At 68.5% G+C, this 11326-nt stretch carries 11 protein-coding genes and 1 pseudogene; 5 read left to right on the top strand and 7 right to left on the bottom strand.

Features of this window, described 5'->3' with window-relative positions; all coding sequences use genetic code 11:
- Nucleotides 1-102: 102 nt before the first annotated feature.
- Complete coding sequence (locus tag ACWEKR_RS11390; protein ID WP_452354392.1) at nucleotides 103-1218, bottom strand: hypothetical protein; 1116 nt, start codon at nucleotides 1216-1218, stop codon at nucleotides 103-105.
- Between the two features lie 600 nt (nucleotides 1219-1818).
- Between ACWEKR_RS11390 and ACWEKR_RS11395 the strand changes: the two genes are divergently transcribed.
- Nucleotides 1819-2580 carry a bestrophin-like domain gene (locus tag ACWEKR_RS11395; RefSeq protein ID WP_452354393.1) on the top strand — a complete coding sequence of 254 codons (762 nt, stop codon included), beginning with the start codon at nucleotides 1819-1821 and terminating at the stop codon, nucleotides 2578-2580.
- Nucleotides 2581-2995: 415 nt separating this feature from the next.
- On the opposite strand, the gene ACWEKR_RS11400 is transcribed toward ACWEKR_RS11395, so the two are convergent.
- Together ACWEKR_RS11400 and ACWEKR_RS11405 are read right to left on the bottom strand one after the other, a co-directional pair.
- The gene (locus tag ACWEKR_RS11400; protein WP_452354394.1) at nucleotides 2996-3328 is read right to left on the bottom strand and encodes a hypothetical protein; all 333 of its coding nucleotides are present in this window, start codon (nucleotides 3326-3328) and stop codon (nucleotides 2996-2998) included.
- Between the two features lie 408 nt (nucleotides 3329-3736).
- A complete protein-coding gene (locus ACWEKR_RS11405) occupies nucleotides 3737-4498 on the bottom strand; it encodes a 3-hydroxyacyl-CoA dehydrogenase (protein ID WP_452354395.1) in 762 nt (253 codons plus the stop codon).
- Between the two features lie 238 nt (nucleotides 4499-4736).
- On the opposite strand from ACWEKR_RS11405, the gene ACWEKR_RS11410 reads away from it, so the two are divergent.
- Nucleotides 4737-5588, top strand: a complete 852-nt coding sequence (locus tag ACWEKR_RS11410) for a crotonase/enoyl-CoA hydratase family protein (RefSeq protein WP_452354396.1) — start codon at nucleotides 4737-4739, stop codon at nucleotides 5586-5588.
- A 166-nt stretch (nucleotides 5589-5754) separates the two neighbouring features.
- Here the strand turns inward: ACWEKR_RS11410 and ACWEKR_RS11415 are convergent, their stop codons facing one another.
- Nucleotides 5755-6429: a cyclase family protein gene (locus ACWEKR_RS11415; RefSeq protein ID WP_452354397.1), complete on the bottom strand. Its 675-nt coding sequence runs from the start codon at nucleotides 6427-6429 to the stop codon at nucleotides 5755-5757.
- A gap of 118 nt (nucleotides 6430-6547) precedes the next feature.
- Here ACWEKR_RS11415 and ACWEKR_RS11420 point away from each other — a divergent pair, with 118 nt between their 5' ends.
- Entirely contained in the window at nucleotides 6548-6754 is a 207-nt protein-coding gene (locus ACWEKR_RS11420; protein WP_452354398.1) for a hypothetical protein, read from the top strand.
- A gap of 17 nt (nucleotides 6755-6771) precedes the next feature.
- Here ACWEKR_RS11420 and ACWEKR_RS11425 read toward each other — a convergent pair whose 3' ends face one another.
- Complete coding sequence (locus ACWEKR_RS11425) at nucleotides 6772-7656, bottom strand: alpha/beta fold hydrolase (RefSeq protein ID WP_452354399.1); 885 nt, start codon at nucleotides 7654-7656, stop codon at nucleotides 6772-6774.
- 140 nt (nucleotides 7657-7796) lie between these two features.
- The gene (locus tag ACWEKR_RS11430; protein WP_452354400.1) at nucleotides 7797-8312 is read right to left on the bottom strand and encodes a hypothetical protein; all 516 of its coding nucleotides are present in this window, start codon (nucleotides 8310-8312) and stop codon (nucleotides 7797-7799) included.
- A 299-nt stretch (nucleotides 8313-8611) separates the two neighbouring features.
- Between ACWEKR_RS11430 and ACWEKR_RS11435 the strand changes: the two genes are divergently transcribed.
- Nucleotides 8612-10147 (top strand): hypothetical protein, encoded by a 1536-nt coding sequence (locus ACWEKR_RS11435; RefSeq protein WP_452354401.1) that lies wholly within the window; start codon nucleotides 8612-8614, stop codon nucleotides 10145-10147.
- A gap of 329 nt (nucleotides 10148-10476) precedes the next feature.
- A complete protein-coding gene (locus ACWEKR_RS11440; protein ID WP_452354402.1) occupies nucleotides 10477-10962 on the top strand; it encodes a DUF2505 domain-containing protein in 486 nt (161 codons plus the stop codon).
- A 44-nt stretch (nucleotides 10963-11006) separates the two neighbouring features.
- Here ACWEKR_RS11440 and ACWEKR_RS11445 read toward each other — a convergent pair.
- Nucleotides 11007-11326, bottom strand: a pseudogene (locus ACWEKR_RS11445) (esterase family protein); the annotation flags it as partial.

An 11326-nucleotide genomic window follows, 5' to 3' on the forward strand; every position in this document is an offset into this window, starting at 1 on the left:
GGCGCGGCACGATCATCGCGAACCAGCTCGGAACCGTACTCGGCCCGTGGCGATCGTGGCAACCCGCCGATGCCGATTCGGCGTCGGCTATCGCGGGGCAGATCACTGTTCGCGGCCGTCGCCGGCGCCGGCCAAGGCCACCATGGTTGCGGCCGCCTGCCGTGCGGCGTCCACAGTGCATCGGCCGAGGCCGCAAGCGGTCGCGACGCCGTAGGCCGCGCGTCCGGCCGCCTGCTCGAAGAGAGCGAGCGCGCGGGCGCTGTCCTCCTCGGAGTCCGGAGACACCACGCCGGCGATCACTTTCCAGTCCGGATCGAGCTTGCGCAGCGGTGCGTAGAACCTTGGGTCCTGCGGAGCGGGCTCGGCGCCGTAGGCGCACGGGATATGCACCGGAGGTAGTGGAGTCCCCTGTTCGCGAAGCAATCGTGCGGTGCGGCCGAGCAGCTTCACAGCCGGGCCGAGAGAGCGTGGGCTCAGCAGGCTCTTGTGCTGGTAGTCGCCGTAGCACAGGTGGACGATCGCTTCCGCCCCGATTTCGTGCATCCGGCCGAGAACACCCGCGAGTTGCCGCGCGACCAGCGAGGCGAGTGCCCACTGCGACCGCAACTGCTCGGCTTTGACCATGCTCAGCAACGCGATGGGCGATTCGAGCTGCCAGACCACACGATCGCCGTACCGCTCGACGACCTCGGCCATCTCCTGGATCACCGCTTCGGTGAACACCGGCAGCTGCCGGAGCGCGTCCACCACGAGCCCGCAGCGCCGCACCGCAGGCCAGACCGGCAGCCCGCCGGACACGGCGGCGGCCGCGAAGACGAACATCGCGAGATCCAGCGGATTGGGCTGGCTGATCTGGACTTTCGTCGCGGCCAGCTCCGGCCGGTCGCTCCGCAGCGACTCGAACGCCTGCACGACCCGGCCGATTCGCTCGACCCGATTCATCGAGACATGCCGCGGCTCCAGCACGCACCCGGACCGCAGGCCGTAGCTGGGGAAATCTCCGTAGTCGGCGTACTCGCCCGCCCGGACGATCTCGAAGACGTCGGCGTGCTGCTTGCGCGTGCGCAGATAGTCCATGATCCAGTCCGGATCGAGGTCACACGGCAGCGCGGTGACCGGCCATCCCTCGCTGTGGTCGGCAAACCATTGCATGACGGCACGATCACCCGTCATCAGTTCGGCAGGCAGGCTGCCGACATAATGCGCGAATCTGGTCATCTGTGGCTCTTCTGTTGTCGGGCCGCGGGATCCGCGACCCAGGGCATCTCCGTTACGCCGATCGGTAGCTGTGCAAGCGTACACGGACGCGCGCCGATCCCGCACCCCCTGATATCCACCCGCTATGGAGAAGCGCGGGACTGTCGCGTGGATCCCCACTGTCGCACCGAATCTACGAAATTTCGCCACACGCAGATGGATTCGCGGTCTACCATCGGTCTCGTCCGGAACGGTTCGCCGGGGAGGACAATCCGGCGGCGGCCGGTTCGTACAGGCGCCGTGTGTCGCGTACCGATTTGCTGTGCACCACTGATCAGAGCCGAACAAACGCAGACGGTCGACAGCGTCATCATCGATCGTCTCGGTATCCATCTCGGGGGGCCACGCAGGACAATCGAAATGCTCGGGTCGAGGTGGTTCCGGCCGGCCGCCGGTGAAATGTGCCTCCCCGCCATCGGATCGACGATTCGAAGCGGTTTCGGTACCCGCTCGCCCGCGGTGCTCGAAATACGCCGGTTCACCCACCGGTCGGCGCGGTAGACCTGCGGTGCCTCGCCCACGCGACGGTCGCGAGAACCATCAGACAGAACGGAGTACCGCATGGCCTTCGAATTTCTCGTGCCCGCACTCACCGCGCTGGTCGCGGTGGCCGTCTTCGTGGCCGGGGATCGCCTACATCCGACGGCGTGGCGGCACACCGACGACGATACGGTCGGCGCGCTGGTGCTCAATCTGATCAACACGATTTTCATGGCGGTGGTCGCCTTCATCGTGGTGATCGCCTGGCAGCAGTACGACAACGCGCGCAATCACACCATCGCCGAAGCCAAGGCGCTCATCGATACCTACTGGGCCGCGCACGGCATGCCCGAGCCCGACCACGCCAGAATCCAGGGACTGGTCCGCGAGTACACCGAGCAGGTCCTCACCGAAGAATGGGCGGTCATGGCCGACGACGGCCGCCTCAGTCAATCCACTCAGGACACCCTCGACGACCTGCGAGACGCGGTGGCCGCGGTGAACTCGGCGGACGACGAGGTCGACGAACTCCGCACCAGCGCTGTGGCCGGCCTCGACGCGGTGGCCCAAGCCCGCGCCGACCGTGCGCTCGACGCCGCTTACCGAGTTCCCGGCTTTCTCTACCTGGCCATGTGGATCTGCACAGTCCTGCTGCTGTTGAGCGTGGTCCTCTCCGGTGTCCAGGTCACCAAGCGCAGCGTCGTGACCACCGCGCTGCTCGGCGCGATCGTCGGCGTGGTGATCCGGGCGATCTACAACCTCGACGAGCCGTTCTCCGGCGGGAACGTGGTCCCCAAGGAAGCCTTCGAACTCGCTCTGTCCCGGTATCAGCACACCACGTGACCTTCCGGCCGGTTTCGACTACGACGAGGCGACTGCACATGCGAAGCAACCGAGACACAACTCGAACTCCGCGATTGGCAAAGGGTCTGGCCACGGCGATACTGCCCTTGACCGTGGTGGTATTCGCTGCTCGACCGCTGGAAGCATCGGCGGAAGCCCCGCCGTGGCCGCCGCTCGTCGATCTGGTGACCGGAAGTTCAGGGGGCGCTGCCGGTCCCGTGAGTCCCTACGCCAGCAGTGATCCGAGTTTCGGTCTCTCATCCGGCAGCGCCTCCGGGCCCGGTGCCGAAAGTCCGACCGGTGGCGGATCTCTGGCCCTCGGCCCGATTCGACTGCCGTCCGGCAGTGCGGGCAATGTCGCGACCGGCAGCGTCGGGGCCGGCGGTGCACGCGGTGGCCTGCTCACCACCGGTGATCAGGAACTCGGCAACGGCACACCGCGAACAGCAGACGCCGCACCCACGCCGACCGCCATGACGGCGAGCCCGGCCGAAGCAATGGAGCTCGACACGGGCAGCGTCCAGTCGGCGTGTTCCGGAAGTGCCGCCACCGGCAGCGCATTGTTGCTGCTCGGGCTCGCGACGGGCAGCGGCTTCGGCTCCCTCGGCTCCAGCTCCCTCGTGCCGGGCCTCCTCGGTCCCGGGTCCAGCGGGTCGAGTCTGGGCAGCGCCGCCGTCGGCAGCGCCTTCTCCGGCAGCGCTTTGCTGACCTGCTTGTTGCTGCTTCCCACCGCCCCGCCGGTGCCCATGAGCCCCCTCCAGCTCGGGCCGCCCCCCGAAGTCCGCATCGTTCCGGCTCCGGCCGACATACCTATGCGGACACAGCCGCGAGCCGAGCGCCCTTCGATTCCGTCGCCCACGCCCCCGCCGAATCGCCCGCGGGAAAAGGACGTTCGAGCTGCCGAACCGCTCCACGACCCCGAAACGTGGAATCTCATGAAGCTGATGACGGTTTTAGTGGTCACGGTCATCACCGTCGTCGGCATACGTGTCGCGCCCGGCGCGAGACGAGCCCGCTGAGCGCCGGGGCGCGCGGACAGCCGGTCTCTGCCACGAATTACAGCACCGGGTCCGAGCTGCCGGACGGTACGGTCGCAAACGCCGTGCGGGTGTCGGTCAGTCCGACACCCGCACGCCCGGCAACGCCCGCGACTACGTCAGCGCGGGGCCATCCGGATGGCGCCGTCGAGACGGATGGTCTCGCCGTTCAGCATCGGGTTCTCCACGATGTGGCGTGCGAGCGCGGCGTATTCGGTGGGATCGCCGAGTCGCGAGGGATGCGGCACCTGCGCGCCCAGGGATGCGATGGCCTCGTCGGGCAACGTGGCGAACAGCGGGGTGTGGAACAAACCCGGCGCGATGGTCACCACGCGGATCTTGATCGCCGCGAGGTCACGCGCCACCGGCAAGGTCAGGCCCACGATCCCGCCCTTGGACGCCGAGTACGCCGCTTGCCCGACCTGACCGTCGAATGCCGCCACCGACGCGGTGTTGATGATGACACCGCGCTCCTCGCCGACCGGATCGGACTTCGCGATCCGTTCGGCGGCCAGCCGCAGGACGTTGAAGGTGCCGATCAGGTTGACGTTGATCACCTTGGTGAAGTCCGCCAGCGGGAACGCCCCGTTCTTGCCGACGGTCTTGATGGCGTTGCCGATGCCGGCGCAGTTCACCGCGATCCGCAGGTCGCCCAGCTCCTGCGCGGCATCGAGCGCCGCAGTGACCTGCTCCTCGTTCGTGACGTCGGCAGCGGCGAAGACCACGCCGTCGCCGAGTTCCTTGGCGACGGCCTCGCCCGAGGACGACGGCAGGTCGATGATCACGACCTTCGCCCCCTTGCCGTACAGCTCCCGCACGGTCGCCAAACCGAGTCCCGACGCGCCGCCGGTCACTGCGGCGACCGAGTTGCTGATCTCCATCCCACTCCTTTTCTCCGGGTCGTCGGACGGCGGCGCGAACCGCCGGCCGACGGTTTCCGCTGTCACCCCGGGTGCGGGGAGCCAGGCGCCGTGTCCGTTCGGGACACGGCGACAGGCTAACCGGCCGGGCAGCACTAAGTAAACAGCCATTCTCCTTCGAAAAGGCGTGGAGGTCGCCCGGGCCGACGCGAACCCCCTGCAAGAGCGGGCAGCCCGGCGTGATGGCAAGCTGTCCGTTATGGCCGATATTCGCCTGGACGTCTCCGACGCCATCGCCACCGTCACCCTCCACCGCCCCGAGCAGCTCAACGCGTTCACCACAGCGATGGGGACCGAGCTGATCGAGGCCTTCGACACCTGCGACCGCGACGATCGGATCCGCGCGGTGATCCTCACGGGCGCCGGACGCGCCTTCTGCGCAGGCGCGGACCTGTCGGCGGGCGCGGAGACCTTCGTCGCCGACGACCGGGACGCCGCCGAATCCTTCCGCGACAGTGGGGGCGAACTCGTTGTGCGCATGTTCGAATCCCGCAAGCCGATCATCGCCGCCGTCAACGGCCCGGCCGTCGGGGTGGGCATCACCATGACGCTCGCGGCAGACTTCCGGCTCGCGGTCGACAACGCCCGGATCGGGTTCGTCTTCAATCGGCGCGGCATCGTTCCCGAGTCCTGCTCCAGCTGGTTCCTGCCCCGGCTGGTACCGATGCAGACGGCGCTGGACTGGGTGTACTCGGGCCGTCTCGTGGACGCGGCCGAAGCGCTCGACGCGGGACTGTTCTCCGCGCTGCATCCGGCGGACACACTGCTCGACGAGGCCCGTGCGCTCGCCCGCCGCGTGACCGAACATTCCGCACCCGTCTCGGTGGCGCTGTCCCGGCAGATGCTGTGGCGCAACCTCGGATCCGAGCATCCGATGATCGCGCATCGCATCGAATCCCGCGGCATCTACCACCGCGGCGCCGCCGCCGACGCCAGGGAAGGCGTGACGGCGTTCCTGGAGAAGCGGCCCGCCCGCTTCCCCGACAGCGTCGCGCGCGACCTTCCGGACATCTTCGGCGACGATCTCGCCGTCCCGCCCTTCCGTCCCTGAACCGGACTGCGGTACAAGCGGATTCGACGATCCGGTCGGCCGCGATCAGGATCCGTCGCCCGTGGCGAGGAACTCTCGCGGCAGCGCGATGATCGCCACCGGCCGTACCGAGTCGAAATCCCGCACGCCATCCCCGCGGACGGGTCTCGAGGCCAGGACGGCTCCGTTATCGGTGCCCCGCTCCCGCGCGCTCGGTCCACGCCACGGCGCGCAGCGGAAACGAACCCATTCCGCGCACCGGCGCCGGCAGTGCGACCAGTCTGGCTCCGGTGTCCGGGACCGCGTCCAGATTCGTCATCTGCTCGATGATCGGGATTCCGGCGCCGAGCAGCGTGTGGTGACACGGCCGCGTCGGCAAGGACGTGTCATCGATGTTCAGCGAGTCGATACCCACCAGCGCCACATTCGCCGCCACCAGGGCATCCGCCACCTCACCGATCAGGAAAGGATGCCCGGGTTCCCGATACGCCGACGAGCCCCACTTGGCCGACCACCCGGTATGCACCAGCACCGCCTTTCCCCACAGGCGCGCGGGATCGCCGAGCACATCCGGCCCGACCGTGCGCAGTCCCGCTGCGCGGATCATCACGATCGGCACGTTGAACAGCCGTTCCACCGGCAGTTCGGCGACATCGGCTCCCCCGGCGTGGAAATGGAACGGTGCGTCGATATACGTCCCGGTCGGACCCACCATGTCCACGCGCGCGATGTCGTAGGTCATGTCGACCAGCGGCGACTGGTCACGGGCCACGGCCGTAGTGACCCGCGGTGCGGGCAGGCCCGGCTGGGTCGGCATACCGTCCGAGATCGGATGTGACAGCTCCACGATCGCTCGGCTCATGCCAGGGACGCTACCGCGCTCGCGCCGGGAGACGTTCGCCTCGGCGGCGCCGCGCCGGTCGAAATCGGCACATGCGGATCCGGCCGAAGAAGCGCAGAATGGAAACCGGAAGGTCGTCATGCGATTGCTACAGGGTCTGCTCGGCGTGGTGCTGGGAATTCTCACGGCCGTGCTCGGCACGGTACTGGGGTTGCTGGCGGCCGCGCTGTGGCTGGTCGGCGCGGTGCTGTGCGTGACCATCCTCCTGCTTCCGCTGGGCCTTCCGGTCGTGAAACTCGCCCGCCGTCTGTTCACTCTCTCCCGCCAGCTGATGCGTCTGCCCTGAGGCCTCCCGCCGCCGGGTCAGTCGATCAGGTCGCGGAGGGCTTCGACGACGACATCGGGCATCTCCTCCGGAAGGAAATGACCGCATCGCACTGCGCCGGACCGGAGATCACGCGCCCAGCCCGACCAGACGGACCGTGGGTCGAACGGAAGGACGACCTCGCCCGGATCCTGCCAGAGTGCGGCGACCGGCATGTTCAGCCGCCGACCCGCACGACGGTCGGCTTCGTCGTGGACGTTGTCGATGTATGCGCCGGCCCGGTAATCGGCGCAGATCGCACGGACGGCGCCGGGAGCGCTGGACGCGGCGAGATACGCGGCGCGGACGTCAGTGGGGATCGCACCGGCTATCCGGCACCAGCCGTCGAGGAAGTGTCCGAAGAACAGATCGGGGTCGGCGAGGATCATGCGCTCGGCCAGCTCGGACGGTTGCGCGAGCAGGTACAGATGGAAGGCGAAGATCCCGGAGGTGCCCCGCAGTGCCGACCACATGTCCGCTGCCGGTAGCACGTCGAGTATCGCGAGATGGCTGATCGAGTCCGGGTGGTCCAGACCCGCACGGAAAGCGACCAATCCGCCTCGATCATGGCCCGCGAGCGCGAAACGCTCATGGCCCAGCGACCGCATGAGCTCGATGATGTCGGCGGCCATCGTCCGCTTGGCGTACATCGCGCCGTCCGGCTCGCCGACGGGCTTGTCGCTGTCGCCGTAGCCGCGCAGATCCGGGCAGATCACCAGATGATCCCGCGCGAGGTCGGTCGCCACGTGACGCCAGGCGAGATGGGTCTGCGGGAAGCCGTGCAGCAGCACGATCGGAGCGCCGGACCCGGCCATGGCGACGTGCAGACCGACGTCACCGACCGGCACCCGCTCGTAGGTGAAACCGGCGATTCTGTTGCTCATCCCTCGGACGGTAGGGCACGCCACCGACAGGCCGGGAGCATCGGCTCTGGTCGAAGTCGCTGCGGTCGCGGCGAACTCGACGCTCGTAGGGCTTCCCGACGCGGGTTCGCCGGAGGCGACGATCCGTTTCGATTGAACTATCAACGGCTCAGCAGTCCCGCACGGAGCGACAGGCGACCGCTTCGCGCGACGGGATGGCTTGTCGCGCCGAGGAGTAGAACGTGTCCGAGTACGCGACGCGCGCTCAGCGGTTCCCCGGCGAAGGTGGCGAACCGGTGCCGCTCCTGGTCGCGCTGAGCAGCCGAAGTCGGCGGCTTATCGGGTGCGCCCCAAGCAGTAGCAGGCGGGTGACCAACCTGCGCCCGGGTGCGGGACAAGAGTGGCGCCAGAAAGCGCCGGGCGAATTCCTTCGCCGCCGCGGCATCGGCGAGCGGCAGCGCGCCCCGCGGATTGGAGATGAACGACATCGTCAGGCGGACGAACAACTCGGCGACCACTTCGGCGTCGAAGACGCCCAGCTCGCCCCGCTTCTGCCAGTGCACGATGAACCGCGCGACCAAGGCCCGGCCCTGCTCGATGAATTCGTCACCGGTGAGGAACCGCGTGAGTTCACCGGCCGCCGACGACACGCGCAAGCTGCGCGTCAGCAGCGGCATAGCGCCTGCTGCCGGATCGGCTGTTACTGCTTCCGCTGGCCTACAACCGGCTGCAATACGAGAAACTGGCCCGCTACCACCGCAAGTACGCGCTGGACTCCTTCGCACCGCCCTCCGGCGCGGCAGGCGGCTGCCCGATCTGAACGGCCTCGCCGTTCACTCACGCCGGAGCAGTGATAGTTGCACGATGGTTCACTATCACATCCGGCGCGGGCGGGGGCGCGGTTGCGTCCCGCCCGGCGAGCTGCCATCCTCATGTTCATGATCTCCCACGGAAAGGGCGTCCTGCGCCCGGCTCGATGAGCCCCCACGCGGCCACGTTCGTGGCCCACGCGCTATCTCTCTCCGCCCTGCACGGTCCAGGTCCTTGGCCGCGTGACGGGTATCCCCTACCGGACGAACGGTCCGACGAAGCGGGCGAAATCGTCCTTCCCAGCGTGGTATACGACGGCGTCAGCACACATCACTTCGGGACCGGCACCCACCCCGTCGCCGAACTCGCCGACCGCATCCTCGCCGACCTCGACGATCCGGCCCGCCTGCTGGAGCACTTCGCCGGCCTGCGGGCGGTGGACGTCGCGGACGACCTGGTGACGGAACTTCGCTCACGCTCGTATCCACTCGAAAAGCTTCATCGCGCAGCACGATTCGTGACCGAGACCGCCACACGGCGCGAGGTCGCCAAGCTCGGCATCGTGCTGCTGGGCACGTGTGGCGACGAGCGCGACCGCGAGCTGCTCCAGTTGCTGGGGTCGCTGGAGGAATTCGCCCTCTTCGCCGTCGTCGCGCTCATGAAAACCCAACCCGATCGACACCGCGCGGTCTTCGAACTGGCCCAGCGCCTCGACGGCTGGGGGCGCATCCACGCCGTGGAACGGCTGAAAGGCTGCGCCGATCCCGACATCAAAGCGTGGTTGCTGCGGGACGGCTTCCGCAATGGCGTGATGAACGAGTATCTCGCGTGGATCGCCGCCACGACCGGCGGTCTCTACGACGCCCTGCTCGACGACGACATCGATGACGCCTTGCTCGACGGCGCGGCGGACATCCTGCGGGCCCTCGCGCTCGGCGGCCCCGCCGAGGACATGTCCGACTACGACGACGCGGTACCCGCCATGCACCGCTTCGCCGAACTGCTCGACCGGGCCGAGCCCACTCTCGGGCGGCTCGACGCGGCACTGGCTCTCGCACGGCTGACGTCCGGCACCGGCTTCGACTGGCCCGACGGCGAGCCGGACCGGCTGCGCGCCAGGTACGCCTCCCTCACCACACAGCGGCGGTGGCGCCATCTGGTGACCCGCGAACTCGCGACGCACGCCGTTCCGGCCGGTCCCAAGAGTCCCGGCGAGCGCCGGTCCCACACGTTCGAGGTCGCCCTCTCCTGCGCGGGGCGACTGGGCATGACCGCGCTACCGAATGCGTTCGCGCGCTTGCGGAGCGATCCGTACAACGCCTATGTCTGGCAGTGGGCTTTGCACCATGCCGAGCGGACCGCGGTCGAGCAGGTGATCGCTCTGGCCGAAGAACTGCTTCCGCTCGACGATCTGGCGACCGGCCCGACCGAAGCGCTGGGCCTGGGTCCAGGCTATGAGGCCGATCGGGCGCTCGAGGTCATCGTCTGGAATCTACGCGAGCATCCGGGTGCCGGGCAGACGCTACTGCGGGTCGCTCTCGGCAATCGGGTCCTCCGGTGCCGTCGGGGCGCCCTCGTCGCGCTCGGCGCCTGGCCGCCGGAAGTACGCCCGACGCGGGCCGGCGAGTGGGTCGCGGCGGCCGCCGAGCGGGAGATCGACCCGGAGCTCCGCGGGGACATGCTGGCGTTTCCGGAGACGTGAACCACAGGCCGCGGTGGGCGATCGGGGTTGCCCACTGCGCTCGGCTCCCCGCAAGCGATGGCCTGCGCCGAATCCCGGCACACGACCCTTCGGCGCAGAACTCCCCGACCGCCCGCAGATCAACTGGCCTGTCACCGTATCGGACCCATACCGCCGCCGTTCGAAGGCGATGACTTGCCAACGGCGACGGCGCAATACAGCTCCGGCTGTCACGATCGGATACGTTCCGTCGATACGCGCGCTCGCAGCGAGATGCAGCGTTCCCCTGGCGGGACGATGGCGGCGATGCGCCGATTTCGGAGGCTCCACAGCAGGTAGCGTGTGCCGGTATGGCGACCCCGTTGGCGTACACGGCCACCTACTCCCATTCGGCCGACGCGCTCCGTACGGCGCTGGCCGACGCGCAGTACTGGAAAGACCGCGTCGAGGAGGTCGGCGGGGCCGACGCGCGGCTCGTCGAGTTCGACGCAGCCGAGGACCGGTTGCAGGTGCGGATGGTGCAGACCATCCCGGCGGCGCAGTTGCCCGGCGCGGTCACCGCGGTGCGACCCGAAGGTCTGGTCATCACCCGCACCGAGACCTACACCCACGACGGCGGCAGTTTCGACGCGCGCGTGGAGGGCGTGCCCGCCAAGGTGACCGGCACCGTCCGGCTCACCGAGAGCGACAACGCGGCGGTAGCGTTCGTCGATGCCACGGCCGAGGTCGGCATCCCCCTGTTCGGCAGGAAGATCGAGGCCGCCGTCGTGGCCCGGCTCGTCGAGATGCTCGCCGTGGAAGCGGAGTACACGGACGCCTGGATCGCCGGGCACTGAACCCTGGCAAGGGCTCCGTGGCATTCGGTCGAGAGCGTTGGCGTCTACGGTCGATCGGCGAGCGCGCTACCGATCGTGTCCCATGATTTGTGCAAGTCGTCCTGCCAATACCCCCAGGAGTGGGTTCCGGTCGGACGCAGTTCGAATCTCGCCGGGACGCCCAGATCTCGCAGCCGATCCCGGAGTTGGCGCGTGCACAGATTGGTGACGGCTTCCATCGGAGCGCCGATGATCAACTGGTAGGCCAGCTGTATCCCGGATCCGTGCGCGCCGTCGAGGGTGTCGTGTGGTCCGGGTGCTCCGGTGCCGGTGGAGACGTAGATGGCGGTACCCCGCAGCTTGTCCGCGTGCAGGTAGGGGTCGT

The organism is Nocardia sp. NPDC004573, from assembly GCF_053602135.1.

Excerpts from the sequence above, each read along its gene's own strand:
- ACWEKR_RS11390 (WP_452354392.1), bottom strand. The coding sequence starts at position 1,218 with ATGACCAGATTCGCGCATTATGTCGGCAGCCTGCCTGCCGAACTGATG.
- ACWEKR_RS11395 (WP_452354393.1), top strand. The coding sequence starts at position 1,819 with ATGGCCTTCGAATTTCTCGTGCCCGCACTCACCGCGCTGGTCGCGGTG.
- ACWEKR_RS11400 (WP_452354394.1), bottom strand. The coding sequence starts at position 3,328 with ATGGGCACCGGCGGGGCGGTGGGAAGCAGCAACAAGCAGGTCAGCAAA.
- ACWEKR_RS11405 (WP_452354395.1), bottom strand. The coding sequence starts at position 4,498 with ATGGAGATCAGCAACTCGGTCGCCGCAGTGACCGGCGGCGCGTCGGGA.
- ACWEKR_RS11410 (WP_452354396.1), top strand. The coding sequence starts at position 4,737 with ATGGCCGATATTCGCCTGGACGTCTCCGACGCCATCGCCACCGTCACC.
- ACWEKR_RS11415 (WP_452354397.1), bottom strand. The coding sequence starts at position 6,429 with ATGAGCCGAGCGATCGTGGAGCTGTCACATCCGATCTCGGACGGTATG.
- ACWEKR_RS11420 (WP_452354398.1), top strand. The coding sequence starts at position 6,548 with ATGCGATTGCTACAGGGTCTGCTCGGCGTGGTGCTGGGAATTCTCACG.
- ACWEKR_RS11425 (WP_452354399.1), bottom strand. The coding sequence starts at position 7,656 with ATGAGCAACAGAATCGCCGGTTTCACCTACGAGCGGGTGCCGGTCGGT.
- ACWEKR_RS11430 (WP_452354400.1), bottom strand. The coding sequence starts at position 8,312 with ATGCCGCTGCTGACGCGCAGCTTGCGCGTGTCGTCGGCGGCCGGTGAA.
- ACWEKR_RS11435 (WP_452354401.1), top strand. The coding sequence starts at position 8,612 with ATGAGCCCCCACGCGGCCACGTTCGTGGCCCACGCGCTATCTCTCTCC.
- ACWEKR_RS11440 (WP_452354402.1), top strand. The coding sequence starts at position 10,477 with ATGGCGACCCCGTTGGCGTACACGGCCACCTACTCCCATTCGGCCGAC.